At 56.2% G+C, this 16,572-nt stretch carries 14 protein-coding genes; 4 read left to right on the plus strand and 10 right to left on the minus strand.

Features of this window, described 5'->3' with window-relative positions; translation table 11 throughout:
* Positions 1-4: 4 nt before the first annotated feature.
* The 3 genes from plsX to yceD form a co-directional block, all read right to left on the minus strand.
* Positions 5-1,093, minus strand: a complete 1,089-nt coding sequence (plsX, locus tag ACTU3N_RS00225) for a phosphate acyltransferase PlsX (protein WP_443084150.1) — start codon at positions 1,091-1,093, stop codon at positions 5-7.
* A 79-nt stretch (positions 1,094-1,172) separates the two neighbouring features.
* On the minus strand, positions 1,173-1,346 hold the full coding sequence (rpmF, locus tag ACTU3N_RS00230; RefSeq protein ID WP_443084151.1) for a 50S ribosomal protein L32: 174 nt from the start codon (positions 1,344-1,346) through the stop codon (positions 1,173-1,175).
* Between the two features lie 16 nt (positions 1,347-1,362).
* Positions 1,363-1,884 (minus strand): 23S rRNA accumulation protein YceD, encoded by a 522-nt coding sequence (yceD, locus tag ACTU3N_RS00235; protein WP_443084152.1) that lies wholly within the window; start codon positions 1,882-1,884, stop codon positions 1,363-1,365.
* Between the two features lie 141 nt (positions 1,885-2,025).
* Here yceD and ACTU3N_RS00240 point away from each other — a divergent pair, with 141 nt between their 5' ends.
* A complete protein-coding gene (locus ACTU3N_RS00240) occupies positions 2,026-2,610 on the plus strand; it encodes a Maf family protein (RefSeq protein WP_443084153.1) in 585 nt (194 codons plus the stop codon).
* Positions 2,611-2,694: 84 nt separating this feature from the next.
* Complete coding sequence (locus tag ACTU3N_RS00245) at positions 2,695-3,846, plus strand: dienelactone hydrolase family protein (protein WP_443084154.1); 1,152 nt, start codon at positions 2,695-2,697, stop codon at positions 3,844-3,846.
* A 27-nt stretch (positions 3,847-3,873) separates the two neighbouring features.
* Here the strand turns inward: ACTU3N_RS00245 and rluC are convergent, their stop codons facing one another.
* Entirely contained in the window at positions 3,874-4,827 is a 954-nt protein-coding gene (gene rluC, locus ACTU3N_RS00250; RefSeq protein ID WP_443084155.1) for a 23S rRNA pseudouridine(955/2504/2580) synthase RluC, read from the minus strand.
* Positions 4,828-5,398: 571 nt separating this feature from the next.
* On the opposite strand from rluC, the gene rne reads away from it, so the two are divergent.
* Positions 5,399-8,662, plus strand: a complete 3,264-nt coding sequence (rne, locus tag ACTU3N_RS00255; RefSeq protein ID WP_443084156.1) for a ribonuclease E — start codon at positions 5,399-5,401, stop codon at positions 8,660-8,662.
* Between the two features lie 39 nt (positions 8,663-8,701).
* Here rne and ACTU3N_RS00260 read toward each other — a convergent pair whose 3' ends face one another.
* Positions 8,702-9,592, minus strand: a complete 891-nt coding sequence (locus ACTU3N_RS00260; RefSeq protein ID WP_443084157.1) for a LysR family transcriptional regulator — start codon at positions 9,590-9,592, stop codon at positions 8,702-8,704.
* A gap of 146 nt (positions 9,593-9,738) precedes the next feature.
* On the opposite strand from ACTU3N_RS00260, the gene ACTU3N_RS00265 reads away from it, so the two are divergent.
* Positions 9,739-10,950 (plus strand): MFS transporter, encoded by a 1,212-nt coding sequence (locus tag ACTU3N_RS00265; RefSeq protein ID WP_443084158.1) that lies wholly within the window; start codon positions 9,739-9,741, stop codon positions 10,948-10,950.
* 143 nt (positions 10,951-11,093) lie between these two features.
* Here the strand turns inward: ACTU3N_RS00265 and flgL are convergent, their stop codons facing one another.
* The 5 genes from flgL to ACTU3N_RS00290 all read right to left on the minus strand — a co-directional run bounded on the left by flgL (position 11,094) and on the right by ACTU3N_RS00290 (position 16,564).
* Positions 11,094-12,047: a flagellar hook-associated protein FlgL gene (gene flgL / locus ACTU3N_RS00270; RefSeq protein WP_443084159.1), complete on the minus strand. Its 954-nt coding sequence runs from the start codon at positions 12,045-12,047 to the stop codon at positions 11,094-11,096.
* Between the two features lie 14 nt (positions 12,048-12,061).
* On the minus strand, positions 12,062-13,714 hold the full coding sequence (gene flgK, locus ACTU3N_RS00275) for a flagellar hook-associated protein FlgK (protein ID WP_443084160.1): 1,653 nt from the start codon (positions 13,712-13,714) through the stop codon (positions 12,062-12,064).
* 77 nt (positions 13,715-13,791) lie between these two features.
* The gene (gene flgJ / locus ACTU3N_RS00280) at positions 13,792-14,748 is read right to left on the minus strand and encodes a flagellar assembly peptidoglycan hydrolase FlgJ (RefSeq protein ID WP_443084161.1); all 957 of its coding nucleotides are present in this window, start codon (positions 14,746-14,748) and stop codon (positions 13,792-13,794) included.
* A complete protein-coding gene (locus ACTU3N_RS00285; protein WP_443084162.1) occupies positions 14,748-15,845 on the minus strand; it encodes a flagellar basal body P-ring protein FlgI in 1,098 nt (365 codons plus the stop codon). The genes flgJ and ACTU3N_RS00285 overlap by 1 nt, the downstream gene beginning before the upstream one ends.
* An 11-nt stretch (positions 15,846-15,856) precedes the next feature.
* Positions 15,857-16,564: a flagellar basal body L-ring protein FlgH gene (locus tag ACTU3N_RS00290; protein WP_443084163.1), complete on the minus strand. Its 708-nt coding sequence runs from the start codon at positions 16,562-16,564 to the stop codon at positions 15,857-15,859.
* Positions 16,565-16,572 lie beyond the last annotated feature (8 nt).

Genomic DNA, 16,572 nt, shown 5'->3' on the forward strand with positions numbered 1-16,572 from the left:
ACGCTCAGTCACTCTTAGGTAAAGCACACACGCTCTCGTTTTCGTCACCCTGTGAAGACGAAACAGATTGTGCATACACAGATCCCAGGCGAGCGGCAATCCGTTGAGGAACCTGCCGCTGCACCGCCTGCACCGCCTGTTCAATCGCGACGCAAAAAGCTCGCTGATTGGCCGCACCATGACTCTTAATCACCGTGCCGCGCAATCCTAACAGACAGGCGCCATTATACTGGTCGGGGTTGAGGTGACTGAATCGCCTTGTCAGGCTCTTTTGTAACCAACGCTTTAATAAAATCAGCCACCACGACCGTTTTTTTCCTTCGCCTTGTGATTTGAGCAAAGAAAGAAACATTCTGACAACGCCTTCCATGGTTTTTAATGTGACATTTCCCGTAAAACCATCACAAACCAGTACATCCGTTTTACCGGTGAGTAATTCGTTCGCTTCCAGATAGCCAATATAGTTCATTGACGGTATAGATTTTAATAAAGCGGCAGCGTCACGAATATTATCGTGGCCTTTGCTTTCTTCTTCGCCAATATTTAATAACGCCACGCGCGGACGGGCGATGCCGAGGATCTCCTCAGCCATCACCGCACCCATCAGCGCAAATTGCGCCAGCATCGTGCTGTCGCAGTCCACGTTCGCGCCGAGATCCAGCACCACGGTTTTGCCTTTTTGTTGATGAGGCAATACCGTCACCAGCGCCGGACGCTCAATGCCGTCGAGCGGCTTGAGCAGCATTTTCGAAAGCCCCATCAGCGCGCCGGTATTCCCGGCGCTCACGCAGGCCTGAGCGCGCCCTTCTTTCACCAGCTCCAGCGCAATGCGCATTGAGCTGCCGCGGCTGTTACGTACAGCCTGTGCGGCACGGACATCACTGGCAATAACTGATTGTGAAGGAACGATGAGCACGCGCGAGCGCTGCCCGAAATCAGCTTTGGCAAGTAATGGCGTGATTGCGTCGGGATCGCCGACTAAAAGAAGGTTGAGTTGCGAATTAGAATTCAGTGCCTGCAAAGCTGCAGGCACTGTCACGGACGGGCCAAAGTCGCCCCCCATGACATCTAACGCCAGGGTTAGACGTGTCAAAGTATCGTCGCAGCCTGGTTCGGTAAATCCCCGCTTACGCGGGGAAAGCCTCACTAAGCCTAATCACGCTTACGCGTGATTACTTAGCGATAACCTTGCGACCGCGGTAGTAACCGTCAGCGGTCATGTGGTGACGCAGGTGGGTTTCACCAGAAGTTTTGTCTACAGACAGGCTGGTGACTGCGGTCAGCGCGTCATGGGAACGACGCATGCCACGTTTGGAACGGGTTGGTTTATTCTGTTGTACGGCCATGGACCTTACTCCTCAATTACTTACGCTTTAAGCTGGCTAATACGGCAAATGGATTTGGTTTTTGCGCTTCTTCAGGCAGTTCCCCAAAGACCATGTCCGCCTCGGACACTTCACAGTGTTCAGAATCATGCACCGGAACAACTGGCAGGGAGAGAATGATTTCATCCTCGACCGTTGCCAGCAGATCGATTTCACCGAATTCGTTAACCTCAATCGGCTCATACGCTTCCGGCAGTGCTTCGGCCTGTTCGTCTGAACGTACAGGGCTGAAACAATACGTTGTGTAAACCTGATGCGTGAACGGTTTCCCGCAGCGCTGACATTCGAGCGATACCGTGACCTTTGCATCTCCGGTTAATACCGCAAGACGCTGGTTATCGATAGCGAACGACATGGAGCACTCCACATCACTGTCTACACTGACCACAGATTCGGCGACGCGCTCGACCTGATCGGGGGTATAAACTCCCTGGTAATCAAGGCGCTTTTGAGCGGTACGGACCGGATCAAGGGTCAAGGGTAATTTTACCTTTTGCATAGGGCGCGCATATTAACTTTGTAATGTCATATAGTCAAAGAAAAAGGCAGCCAGGGTTGCCTTTTGCCAATAATTCGCACACATTGCGGGCTACAAGTTTAAATTGCCTGTCACGGTTAAGCCATATTTGGTGAAAAAAATATGTCTACAATTATCCTTGCTTCGACGTCACCCTACCGCCGCGCCCTGCTGGAAAAGCTCGGTCTCACCTTTGAATGCGCCGCTCCCGATACCGATGAAACACCCCATGCGGGCGAAGCGCCGCGCCACCTGGTCACCCGCCTTGCGCAGGAAAAAGCGCAATCGCTGGCCGGAAAATACCCCGCGCACCTGATTATCGGCTCCGATCAGGTTTGCGTGCTGGATGGCGAAATAACCGGCAAGCCGCATACGGTTGAAAACGCGCGCCAGCAATTAATGAAAGCGCGGGGAAATATAGTCACCTTCTATACGGGCCTTGCGCTCTATAATTCCGCCACCGGGCATTTGCAAACTGAATGCGAACCGTTCGATGTCCATTTTCGCCACTTGAGCGAGCAGGAAATTGACGACTATCTGCGCAAAGAGAACCCGTTAAACTGCGCAGGCAGTTTCAAAAGCGAAGGGTTAGGTATCGCGCTTTTCGAGCGTCTTGAGGGCCGCGACCCGAACACGCTGGTGGGCTTGCCGCTGATTGCGTTATGCCAGATGCTGCGCCGGGAGCAGTATAACCCGTTGTTAAGCTAATGCTTTACCGATCACAGATTCTTTTTTAAGCAGCCGTTACAGTCCTCTTCATTATTAAAACGCCGTTTTAATTCAGGAGAGGTAATGAAGATTTCATCTACTCTGGCGCTGGCGGCAGTATTGCTGCTCGCCGCTGGCGCACATGCTCAGAAGAACGGGCAAACTCAGGGCGTGGTCGAAGGCAATCTCCCCGCAAACTGGCAAACCCTGAAGGCGCAAATGCACTACCCCGCCTCCTGGCTTTCCGGTAAGGAGAGCGATTTTAGCCGCTGGCAAAACCACAGCCGCCAGTTGTTACGCAGCGCCCTGCTCACACCCGACTCACACAAACCTTTCGCACCAGAGCCTGTTGCGACAGAAGATCGCGGCAGTTATCAGGCGCAAAAAGTAGCGCTGAATATCACCGACGATAACCGCATTTCGGCGCTGATGCTGACCCCCAAAGCGCCCGGCCCGCATCCCGCCGTGGTGCTGCTGCACGATCATGGTTCGAAATTCGATATCGGCAAAGAAAAACTTATCCGTCCGTGGGGCGATGAAGCTCAACTGGCCATCGCGCAAAACTGGGCCGATAAATTTTTCAGCGGCAAATTTATCGGTGACGAGCTGGCAAGCCGGGGCTATGTGGTCATTGCTATCGACAGCCCGGGCTGGGGCGAGCGAGGCCCGATGGTCTACGAGCAACAACAGGCGCTGGCGAGTAACTATTTCAACTTAGGACGATCGCTTGCAGGTGAAGTGGCGTATGAAGATATGCGCACGGTAGATTTTCTCGCCACGCTTGCCAGCGTCGATAAACAGCGCATTGGCGTGCTCGGCTTCTCGATGGGCGGTTTCCGTGCCTGGCAGCTTGCCGCCCTGAGCGACAAAGTGGCGGCAACGGCCGTTATCGCGTGGTTCGGGACGAGAAATGGCCTGATGCAACCGGGGAATAATATCCTGCGCGGCCAGTCGGCATTTTATATGTTGCATCCGGGTATCGCCTCGCTGCTGGATATTCCGGATATCGCCAGCATCGCTGCGCCGAAACCGATGCTGATATTCAGCGGCGGTCAGGACAAACTTTTCCCGTCTCAGGCGGTAACTGACGCGTTTACGAAAGTGCACAACATCTGGTCATCGCAAAATGCCGGGGATAAACTGGTGACCAAAACGTGGCCGACGCTGGGGCATGTGTTTTATCAGGAACAGCAGGATGAGGTGTTCCCGTGGCTGGATAGATGGTTAAAGCCGTAACGAGCGCCCCCTTTTATGGGGGCGTTTTTATTTTGCGTTACGCAACGCTTGCAGGCAGCGTTTTAGCGCATCATCAAGCGGCGCTTCGATACGCAGCGTTTCGCCGCTGGCCGGATGGGTAAATTTCAGCGCCGCCGCGTGCAAAAACAGCCGCGACAAACCCGTACCAGCGAGCTGCTTATCAAACTCGCGGTCGCCATAACGATCGTCAAACGCAATCGGATGGCCAGCGTGCTGCGTATGCACGCGAATCTGATGGGTGCGACCGGTCACCGGGCTGCAACGCATCAGCGTGGCGAATGCGTAGCGCTCTTCGACCTTAAAACGGGTTTCCGACGGCTTGCCTTCACTGCTCACCCGCACGATACGTTCACCGCTTTGCAGGATGTTTTTCAAAAGCGGCGCCTGCACCACTTTCACATGCGACTGCCACTGCCCACGCACCAACGCCAGATAATCCTTTTGCATATCTTTCCCGCGCAGCTGTTCATGCAGCGAGCGCAGCGCCGAGCGCTTTTTTGCTACCAGCAGCACACCGGAGGTATCGCGGTCGAGCCGGTGCACCAGCTCCAGGAACCGGGCTTCCGGGCGCAGCGCGCGCAACCCTTCAATCACGCCAAAACTCAGGCCGCTGCCACCGTGTACGGCAGTGCCGGAGGGCTTATTCAGCACCAGAATATGGTCGTCTTCATAAAGGATAACATCGCTCAGCTGCGCCACTTTTTGCAGACGCGGCGAAACCGCTGCTTCTTCTCTTTCCGCGACCCGCACCGGCGGAATGCGCACTTCATCGCCCGCTTCAAGTTTGTATTCAGGTTTAATGCGCTTTTTATTCACCCGCACTTCGCCTTTGCGCAAAATACGGTAGATCATGCTTTTCGGCACGCCTTTGAGCTGGGTGCGCAAAAAGTTATCGATGCGTTGCCCTGCTTCGTCAGCAGAAATAGCAACCAGTTTTACGGATGGTGTCTCAGTTTTCATGGGTGGCGATTCTAAATAGCCATGATGAATAGCGCCACTCATTTTTCTATGCTTATATTGAATATTGATCCGGAGGACATTGTTTTTCATGGTTGATTCGGTGGTTATTAACGCAATCGCCGTTCCGTCGTGAAAAAACTGTGAGTAACCCGGTGATAATTGGTAAAAGTCAGCTTGCTATAACAGGGTTCGCAAGGAATAATGTTGCCGTTTTCCGAATTGAAACTTGTTAAAACAAGTAAATGAACGGAACTATCAGTTTTGCTTGTCCGATTATCCACGCAGCAATGGCGTAAGACGTATTGATCGTTCAGGCAGTTAGCGGGCTGCGGGTTGCAGACCTTACCGGTAGATGGAATCTTCTCTGGAGAGTTTTTCCCAGGCTGTTCCCCTGATAATTGCGCTGTATTTTCCACAGGAAATACAGGCAGCCGACACACTGCGCCTCTTAAGCGACCGATAACCGTGAGGTTGGCGGCGTGAATAGTCACGAGGCCATCGGTTCTTCCCCGGCAAGGCGTCACCATGCCCGCAGCTTAGTCGTCAATGTAAGAATAATGAGTAAGTTACGATGAAAAGAATGTTAATCAACGCAACTCAGCAGGAAGAGTTGCGTGTCGCCCTTGTTGATGGGCAGCGCCTGTACGACCTGGACATCGAAAGTCCGGGCCACGAACAGAAAAAAGCAAACATCTACAAAGGTAAAATCACCCGCATTGAACCGAGCCTTGAAGCTGCGTTTGTCGATTACGGTGCCGAGCGTCACGGCTTCCTCCCCCTTAAAGAGATCGCCCGCGAATATTTCCCTGCCAATTACAACGCACATGGCCGTCCTAATATTAAAGACGTGCTGCGTGAAGGCCAGGAAGTCATTGTTCAGATTGATAAAGAAGAGCGCGGCAACAAAGGCGCGGCGCTGACAACCTTTATCAGCCTTGCAGGCAGCTATCTGGTGCTGATGCCAAACAACCCGCGTGCGGGCGGTATCTCCCGGCGTATCGAGGGCGATGACCGTACCGAATTAAAGGAAGCCCTCTCCAGTCTCGAATTGCCGGATGGCATGGGTCTGATTGTCCGTACCGCAGGCGTTGGCAAGTCCGCCGAAGCGCTGCAGTGGGACTTAAGCTTTCGCTTAAAGCACTGGGAAGCTATCCAGAAAGCCGCTGAAAGCCGCCCTGCCCCGTTCCTTATCCATCAGGAAAGCAACGTCATTGTGCGCGCGTTTCGCGACTATCTGCGCCAGGACATCGGCGAAATCCTTATCGATAACCCGAAAGTGCTTGAGCTGGCGCGTCAGCATATCTCTGCGCTGGGCCGCCCGGATTTCAGCAGCAAAATTAAGCTCTACACCGGTGAAATTCCGCTGTTTAGCCACTATCAAATCGAGTCGCAGATTGAATCAGCCTTCCAGCGCGAAGTGCGTTTGCCGTCCGGCGGTTCTATCGTTATCGACTCCACGGAAGCGCTGACCGCTATCGATATCAACTCTGCTCGCGCCACGCGCGGCGGCGATATCGAAGAAACAGCTTTCAACACTAACCTGGAAGCGGCGGATGAAATCGCCCGTCAATTACGCCTGCGCGACCTCGGCGGCCTGATTGTTATCGACTTTATCGATATGACGCCGGTGCGCCATCAGCGTGCGGTAGAAAACCGTCTGCGCGAAGCGGTGCGCCAGGACCGTGCGCGCATCCAGATTAGCCATATTTCCCGCTTCGGCCTGCTGGAGATGTCCCGCCAGCGCTTAAGCCCGTCGCTGGGTGAATCCAGCCATCATGTGTGCCCGCGCTGTAGCGGTACAGGCACCATTCGCGACAACGAATCCCTCTCTTTGTCGATTCTTCGTCTGATTGAAGAAGAAGCGCTGAAAGAAAACACTCAGGAAGTGCATGCGATTGTGCCGGTGCAGGTCGCCTCTTATCTGCTGAACGAAAAACGCGCCGCAGTTAGCGCTATCGAAGCCCGCCAGGGCGGCGTGCGCTGCATTATCGTGCCGAACGATCAGATGGAAACGCCGCACTACTCCGTACTGCGCGTGCGCAAAGGTGAAGAGACGCCAACGCTCAGCTACCTGCTGCCGAAGCTGCATGAAGAGGCGATGGCGCTGCCGTCTGAAGAGGAGTTTGCCGAGCGTAAACGTCCTGAGCAGCCTGCGCTGGCGACGTTTGTGATGCCGGAAGTCCCGCCTGCTCCGCAAGCGGCTACCGCCGCGCCTGTCGACCGCACAGAACCCGCATCCGTTCAGGCGGCTGCCCCTGCGTCAGCGGGCATCTTTGGCCGTTTCCTCTCGGCACTGAAAGGTCTGTTCGCGGGTGAAGAAGCCCCGGCGCCGGTCGAAGTCAAAGAAGAGGCGAAGAGCGAGAAACCAGAGCGCCCGCAGGAGCGCCGCAAATCGCGTCAGGGCAACCGTCGCGATCGCAATGAGCGCCGCGATCCGCGCAGCGAAGGTAACGAAGGCCGCGAAAGCCGTGATAATCGTGAAGGTCGCGACGAGAATCGCCGCAATCGCCGTGAAAAACCGCAGCAGACCGCCGAGACGCGTGAAGCCCGCCAACCGGTAGCCGCAGAAGAGTCGGAAAAAACCAAACAGCGTGACGAGCAGCAACCGTCCCGCCGCGAGCGCAACCGTCGTCGTAACGATGACAAACGCCAGGCGCAGCAGGAAGTTAAAGAGCTGAACCGCGAAGAGCAACCGGCTCAGGAAGCAGAGCAGGAAGAGCGTGTGCAGGTGATGCCGCGCCGCAAACAGCGCCAGCTAAGCCAGAAAGTGCGTATTGATGACAATCGCGAAGCGAATGCGCCGCAAGACGAAGTGGCAGAAAGCGCGCCGGTTGCCAGCACTGAGCTTGCGAAAGTGGATCTGCCTGCGGTTGTTGAGGGTGTGCAGGAGCAGGACGAAAATGGTGAAGGTCGCGAAAACGCGATGCCGCGCCGTTCACGCCGCTCTCCGCGCCACCTGCGCGTTAGCGGGCAGCGCCGCCGCCGTTACCGTGACGAGCGCTATCCGCTGCAGTCCGCGATGCCGCTGGCCGCTGCCAGCGCCTCGCCGGAAATGGCTTCCGGTAAAGTGTGGGTTCGTTATCCGGTCGCCCGCCCGCAGGACGAGCAGCCAGAACAGGAAATCAACACCCAGCAAGACACCCCCGTCGCGCAGGATGTCGCACCGGCTATCGCCGAAGCGCAACTGCTGACCGGCGAACAGCAAAACGTAGTAGAACCGCAAGCGCCGGCCACCGCCGATGAGCCAGTGGTTGTTGAGCCGCAAGCTGTTGCCGAGCCGCAGCCGGTTGCCGTGGAAACCACGCATCCGCAAGTGATTGCCGCACCGGTCGATGAGCAGCCTCAGCTGATTGCGCAGGAAGACCGTGCCGTTGCTGAAGAAGTCGCTGAGGAAGTCAAACCAGCGGACAGCGAAGCGCCGGTTACGCAGGACGCGGAGCCAGTAATCACGGCAGAGCCGGTAACGGAAGCTGAGCCGAAAGCAGAAGCACAGCCGCTCGTTGAAACTGAGCCAAAAGCCGAAGCGCAACCGCTCGTTGACGCCCAACCTCAGGTCGCAGAACCTGAAGTGGAAGCTCAGCCAGAGGTTATCGCTCAGCCGCCGGTCTCCGCGCCAGCTGTGGACAACGCGCCTGAAGCGCCGGTTACCGTGAGCCGCAAAGTGGCCACGGCGCCGATGACAAAAGCGCCTGCGCCAGCCTATGTGCAGGAAGCGCCGCGTCACAGCGACTGGGTTCGCCCGGACTTTGCCTTCGAGGGCAAAGGTGCCGCAGGCGGTCACAGCGCCACCCATACGGCCTCCGCACCGGCCACCAAACCAAAGCCTGTTGAATAAACTGCTTTGCGTTAACAGCCGACCTTCGGGTCGGCTTTTTTATATCTTCTGCACGCCGCCAATTTGCGGCATCACTTCGCGCATCAACTGCAAAAATTTACGCAGCCGCGCCGGATAGTAACGTGACCACGGGTAAACCAGATGTACCGGCAGTCGCGCCGCCTGCCAGTCCGGCAGCAGCACAATCAGCCGCCCGGCACGGATATCCTCCTCCACGCTCCAGCTGGAAATAATTGCGATGCCAAGCCCGGCAATAGCACTGTTTCGCGCTGCAAAAAGACTGTCGGTAAAAAGCCGCGGCGCAATCGCCACCTGCGCCGTTTCACCGCTCGCCTGGTGCGTCAGCGTGATTTCGTGCTGATAAAACGTGCTCAGCGCAACCCACGGCATCGATGCCAGCTGTTGAGGATTTTCAACGGGCGCAAAGCGTGCCAAAAGCTCTGGTGAAGCCACCATGCTGCGCGGCACCTCTGCCAGCAGCATCGACACCGTGGCCGGGTCAACCTCTGCGCCAACGCGTATGGCGCAGTCAATATTATCGCTGAGAAAATCGACCGACTTATCATTCAGCATCCACTCGACCGACAACTGCGGATAGCGTTCCAGAAATTGCGTCAGCGGTGTCAGCAATTGCTCCTGACCAAATGCATGCGGCGCACGCACGCGCAGCATCCCGACCGGTTCATCCTCTGCCTGGCGTAATTCATCCTCCAGCGCCGCCCAGCCATCCACCAGCTGTTTTGCATGTTGATAGCAACGCTCGCCATCATCCGTCAGTTTCATCGCATGCGTGGTACGCAGCAGGAGCTTGCAGCCAAGCAGCGATTCCAGCGATTGCAAACGGCGACTGACCGTCGCCTGGGTGGTACTCAACTGACGGGCGGCGGCCGATAGCGATCCGGTCTCCACTATGCGAATGAATGTCTGCATCAGAGAAACTCTGTCTATACGCTCTTGTCGATTCATTATTCTTTTACTTATGCGTTTCACGTATAACCGTTTTACCACTGCGCTGGCTACCGCGCCAGCGGCGATTACGTGACAATGCCGTCACACTTTCTTCTGGAATAAAAATCATGGACCGTCATTCGCTTTCATCAGATGTTGTTGGTCGGGTCATATTCGCCCTCGCGCTCGGCGCAGGGTTTAGTGTTGCCGCTATTTATTATTCGCAGCCGCTGCTGCCGCTGATGGGCAGCGACTTGCACCTGAGCATTGGCGGGATGGGCTTAGTCCCTACCCTGACCCAGGCGGGTTATGCGTTAGGTATTCTATTTCTGCTGCCGCTTGGCGATCGCTACGATCGTCGTCGCCTGATTTTATTCAAAAGCGCCGCGCTTGCTCTGTTGCTGCTGGCCTGTAGCCTCGCCAGCCACCTGCCTTCGTTACTGATTGTCAGCCTGCTTATCGGTATGGCTGCCACGATGGCGCAGGATATTGTTCCGGCTGCGGCGATCCTGGCCCCCGCCGGGAAGCAAGGGAAAATGGTTGGCACGGTGATGACCGGGCTGCTGCTGGGCATCCTGCTTTCGCGAACCGTCAGCGGTTTTGTCGGTGCGGCATTCGGCTGGCGGGTGATGTATCAACTTGCGGCGCTCAGCATCGCGCTGATTGGAGTGCTGATGTGGTCAGTGCTGCCGCGTTTCGCGACCCCATCCACCCTGAGCTACCCGGCGTTGATGAAATCCATGGCGCACCTGTGGCAACGTTATCCGGCGCTGCGTCATGCGGCGATGGCGCAAGGTTGCTTATCCGTCGCGTTCAGTGCGTTCTGGTCAACCCTTGCGATGATGCTGCTGGATAACTATCAGCTTGGCAGCGCGGTTGCCGGAACGTTCGGCATTGCCGGAGCGGCAGGCGCGCTGGCCGCGCCGCTGGCCGGAGGTCTTGCCGACAAAGTTGGCGCAGCTAAAGTCACCCAGCTTGGCGCAGGCCTGGTGACCATCTCTTTTGCCCTGATGTTTTTGTTACCGGCCCTGCCTGTACATGGGCAACTTGCGCTTATCGCTCTGTCGGCCATTGGTTTTGATTTAGGGCTGCAATCAAGCCTCGTGGCGCACCAGAATCTGGTCTATGGTCTGGAACCTGAAGCGCGCGGCAGGTTAAACGCTCTGCTGTTTACCGGCGTCTTTATTGGTATGGCTGCGGGGTCCGCGCTGGGCAGTAAGCTTTATGCTATCGCCGGGTGGCAAGGCGTGGTGGTGCTGGCGACGGTCAGTGGTTTTGTCGCACTCGCTATTCGGATGATGGAAACAAGACGTCGCGCAGTCTGCACGCAAAAAGCCTGAGTAAAATGAAACGTCAACCGGTGGCCTGTGCCGCCGGTTTTTTGTTTTTGGGCAGCGAAAGGGCAAAAAAAAGCCCGCTCCGGGGTGGTGGAGCGAGCACAGCGAGCATATCCCAGTTTCCAGACATGCCCAAATCGAAAAAGTTACTTATTAACCTGGAACAAGGACATGCCTTGCATATCACTAAATGCTTTATAGGAAGCCTGCAGTGCCGCCTGCTTCATCACGTAAGAAGAGATAGCCGAGGTGATATCCACATCCACCAGGTTACTCATCTGCTCGGTCTGGCCCAGACCGCGCTCGGTACCGAGATTATCCAGCTCTTGCAACTCCGTTAACTGCACGCCCACTTCAGCACGCACGGTTCCGACCGTATCCAGCGCATTTGCCAGTCCACGGCTGCTTTTCTGGATGGCTGCCGTCTGGGTCGCCTGCGCAGCATCATCACCCTCGGTCGGCACTTTCAGCGCAGCGATGGCGGAGTCCAGCATGGCGAAGAGTTTATTTTCCGACGGCGAACCGTCCGGTTCCGGCGCAGCGTTGCTGGTCAGGGTTTCAAAAATCTGTGTCCCTGTATGGCCAATCACCATGCTGCGGGAAGAGTCCACCTGCTGCATCACGGTATTGGCACCGCCGCTGTAAACGCCGGTCGCGGCATCAAACGGCGGTTGATCGGTTTTGTAGCCGCCAAAAATGTAGCGACCATTACCGTCGGTGCTGTTTGCCAGGTTCATGATTTGGTCGCGAATACCCTGCAAGTCGGTTGCCAGAGTCGCTTTGTCGGTATCGCTCAGCGTGCCGTTGTTGGCATAGACCAGTTTTTCCTGGGCGGAGGTAATGGCGGTAGCCACCGCGCCGAGGACGCTGTCTTCGAGCGAAACGCGCTGGTTTGCGAAGCCGCGCGCCGTCGCATATTGCGCGTTCTGCGCCTGTGCCTGGGAGAGCACGACCGCCTGCGCGGCGGCAATCGGATCGTCCGATGGCGTCAATACGCGCTTGCCGGTAGACATTTGTTCACCGCTTCTCAGCCATTCACTCTGAGCATCGGTGACGCCGCGCATATTCTGCTGATACATCATTTGTGTACTAATACGCATCGTTAATTTCTTCCTTAGCGAATGCCCAGTAATGCATCAAAGATGGTACTGGCGGTTTGCAGCACCTGGGCATTTGCCAGGTAATATTGCTGGTAACGCTGCAGGTTGCCGTACTCTTCATCAAGGTTGACGCCAGAAATCGACTGCTGCTGATCGCTCAACTGCGAGACCACGTTCGCCTGGGTGGTGCTGCTGGTTTTCAGGGTGTTGGTTTTGTTACCGACATCCGCTACCAGCGCTGCGTAGGCATCGTTAAACGTTTTGTTGCCGCCCACGGTTTTGGTGTTTTGCAGATCCAGCAGTTTCTGGCCGTTACGGTTATCGCTCTCGCCGGTATCAGCATCGTCGATACCCAGTGCGATTTTGGATTCGTCTTTAACCAGCAGCTGCATGTTAACAATCGCATTAGCGACAGGTTTCACGGTAAAGCTGTCGTTATTAGCCGCCGTACCGCTGACGGTAATTTTCATCCCGTCAAAATTCAGCGAGTTATCCGTTGCGTCAAAATTCGCCGCCACGGTGGTGTTATCTGACGTGCGCGTTACCTGCCAGGCACCGCCCACATACTTCACGTTATAATCTGTAGCCTGAACTTTGCTGCCTTCGCCAGCCACCAGTGCAGGCGAGAGCGTCGCGCTACCGGTGTTTTTGCTGTTGCTCAGGCTGTACGGTGCGCCCACGCTGAAGAAATCGCCGCCGACGTCGCCATTGGCATCAATCCCTTCTTTATGCTGCTGGTTGAACGCATCGCTGAACGCCACGGCCAGCTGGTTGAGCGTGTTGCGCGCCTGGTCCAGATCGTTGGTGCGAAACGCAAACAGCCCGCCAAGCGTACCGGTTGTGACTAATTTTTCCGGGATCTCAACATTGCCCGCCACGTTATCAACGTAAGCAATGGTGGTGCGCGCAGGATCGGCGCTGGACTGCACGGCGGCCAGCTGGCGCGCAGTGCTGCCGGAAACCAGCGTGGTGCCATTAGGCATGGTGATGTTATAGGACGAACCGTCCTGCACGCTCACCTCAATGCCCACCAGCTTGTTCAGGTCGCTGACTAAAAGATCGCGCTGATCGAGTAAATCATTGGGCGAAGCGCCACCGCCCTGCGCCGTCAGACGAGAAATCTGATCGTTGAGCTTGGCGATTTGCGTGCTGTAGTTATTGATTTGCTCAACAGTTGAGCTGATAGCGGTGTTAACTTGCTTATCCTGCTCGCGCAGATAGGCATCCGTCACTTTGAACTGGTTAACAAGGCCATCGGCTTTACCAATTAACGTCTGGCGCGCTGCCGGGTCTTCCGCGTTACCGACCAGCGTCTGCAATGACGAGAAAAAGTCCTGCAGCGTGGTAGAAAGCGTGGTTGAGGAGCTGGAAAGCAGGTTGTTGATTTTCGACATCTGCTCATAGCGTGTCGTCAGCCCGCTGCCCTGGTTTTCCGCCGCGCGCAGCTGGTTGGTAATAAATGCATCGTACTCACGCTGAACGTTTGAAACATACACACCGTTGCCAATATAGCCAGCGGAGGCAAGCGTGCTTTTTGCCTGTGAAATCACCGCAGTCTGGCGGGTATAGCCAGCCACGTTATAACTTGAAATGTTATTACTGGCCGTATTCAGCGCAGCCTGGGCTGCGGAAAGCCCGCTCATGGCGCTATTGATTAAATTGGACATGAAGGTTCCTTTTATACACTCTCAGACATGAGTCCTGTTGAAGATTATCGGCAACCTGGATCGAAACTTGAGAGCTTTCAGAACAGATTTTCGATATCGCTGCTGTAGGCTTTACTGACTTTTTCGCCCATCGCTTTCAGCTGCTGAATCATGCTTGTCAGCTTGCGCGCATAGTTCGGATCGGTCGCATAGCCTGCATTTTGCAGCGCCTGTGCGCCCTGCTCCGCCGTCGCGGCGTTCGTTACCGCCGCGTAGCGTTTATTGCGCGTCAACATGCCCACATAATCGGACAACGCTTCAAGATAGGAGCTATAGACACGGAACTTCGCTTTGACTTTCACCGCCTCGCCGTTTTCATACTCGGTGGTGGTAATTTCGGTGGTTGGCCCTTTCCAGCCTGCCGAGGCTTTCACACCGAAGATGTTAAAGCTCGGCTCGCCATTTTCCCGCGTGATCTGGCGCTGGCCCCAGCCGGACTCCAGCGCCGCCTGCGCCAGGATCAGGTGGTGCGGAACCCCACTCTGCTGGCTGGCAAGACGTGCCGGAAGCGAAAGCTGCGCCAGGAAGTCTTTGCTGTCGCCGCTTAATGCTTCGTCGTTATTATCTGGCGCTTTCGGTATCGCTTTGCGCACCAGTTGCGTCAGCGCCTGGTTTTGATAACTGGTCACCGTTTCCAGCGGGAACTTCATCGGCACCTGCTGCATCTGCGACTGTGGATCCACAGGCTGTTGCTCGCCGGACATCTGTTTGACCATCATGTCCGCCAGGCCTAAACCTTTCCCGGCGGTCATTTGTTGCGCGATTTGCTGATCGTACATGCTGGTGTACAGCCGGGTTGAGTCGCTGCTGAAAATGCCGTCTTTCGGCAAGGCTTCGCGCATGCTTTTTAGCATCATCTGCACAAACATCCCTTCCACCTGGCGGGCAACAGGACGCAGGTTTGCCTGCGGGTCCTGCCCGGCCTTCGATTTCAGTTCATTAAGCGATTGCGCATCCCATGCAGCACTCGACATCAGGCGGCTGTCCGTCAACATTAAATGATCTCCAGTTTCGCACGCAGGCAACCCGCGCTCTGCATCGATTGCAGGATAGACATCAGTTCCATCGGCGATGCGCCCAGCGCATTCAGTGCGCGCACCACGCTGTTCAGGTTAGCGCTGGAACGCACGCTCTGAATCGAGCCGCCACTCTGGCGCAAATCGATTTGCGTCTGCGGCGTCACGACCGTCTGGCCGCCGCCGAAAGGCGTATTGGGCTGGCTGACGTTCGCCTGCTGGTTAACGGTGACCGACAGATTCCCCTGCGCCACGGCACAACTATCGAGCGACACTTCGCGGTTCATCACCACAGAGCCGGTGCGGGAGTTAATGATGACTTTCGCGTCCTGTTGCGTCACACCAACTTCCATATTCTGAATATCGGCCAGCAGACGCACCTGATTGCTGCTACCGCTGGAAACACGGATCTGCACGGTGCGGGCATCCAGCGCGGTTGCGCTACCATAGCCACGGTTGCGGTTGATGGTGTCGGCAATCTGCTGCGCCATGGTGAAATCTTCCTGATTGAGCTGCAGATTGAGGGTGTTCCCGGCGCCAAATTGCGAAGGCAGCTCACGCTCAATCACCGCACCATTGGTGATGCGCCCCCCGTTGAGCTGGTTCACCTGCACGCTGCTGCCGCCAGCTGATGCCCCGGCACCGCCCACCAGAATATTCCCCTGCGCCAGCGCGTAGACCTGGCTGTCCACCCCTTTCAGCGGGGTCATCAGCAGCGTACCGCCGCGCAGACTTTTGGCGTTACCCATTGAGGAGACCACCACATCGATGGTTTGCCCCTGGCGGGCAAACGCCGGGAACTGCGCGGTGACCATCACCGCCGCCACGTTTTTCAGCTGCATATTGGTGCCGGTGGGCACCGTGATCCCCATCTGCGACAGCATGTTGTTCAGCGTCTGGGTGGTAAACGGTGTCTGGGTGGTCTGGTCACCCGTGCCGTCAAGACCAACGACCAGGCCGTAGCCAATCAGTGAGTTTTCCCGTACGCCCTGTACGCTGGTGAGGTCGCGGATACGGTCGGCCTGGGCAACGCTTGCCGCCAGCACTAACACGATTCCAGCAAAATATCTGAACATAATTACCCCGGTTACATCGGCGATAAGTTGAGGAAGAAACGCTGCAGCCAGCCCATATTCTGCGCTTCGTTGATGTAGCCATTGCCAACATATTCGATGCGAGCGTCCGCCACCTGGGTGGACGGAACGGTATTGCTACCGCTGATGGTGCGTGGGTTCACGACACCGGAGAAGCGGATGAATTCAGTGCCCTGGTTGATGGCTATCTGTTTTTCACCCACCACATGTAAATTGCCATTGATCAGCACCTGGTCAACCGTCACGGTTAACGTGCCGCTAAAGGTATTGCTGGCGTTTGCGCCGCCTTTACCGTTGAACTCATTACCGCCAGAGGCACTCAGGTCGCCACGCGCGTTGCCGAACAGGCCTTCAAGGTAGCGCGGGGTGGTGTCCAGACCAAAGCTGGCTTTGCTGTCACGGCTGGCGTTCGCCGAGGAGCTTTTACTTGCGCTGACGTTTTCTTGTAAAACGATGGTCAGCGTATCGCCCACGTTACGCGGACGTCGGTCTTCAAACAGTGGCTGGTAGCCATAGTTGATCGGCTGCGCGGTCTGATAAATCGAGCCGTTTACTACAGGCACGGGTCCGGGTGTCGGCTGGGCGCTGGTGGCCCCTTGTACCAACGGTGTCGAAGGAACCCAGGCACAACCCGTCAGGGTGAATGCCAGAAAAGCCATAATCGGGTAGCTGCGCGCGGCGTATTTTTGCATTGCATTCATCTTCGAAA

The sequence above is a fragment of the Vagococcus sp. WN89Y genome (assembly GCF_052220145.1).
GTDB lineage: Bacteria > Pseudomonadota > Gammaproteobacteria > Enterobacterales > Enterobacteriaceae > Kosakonia.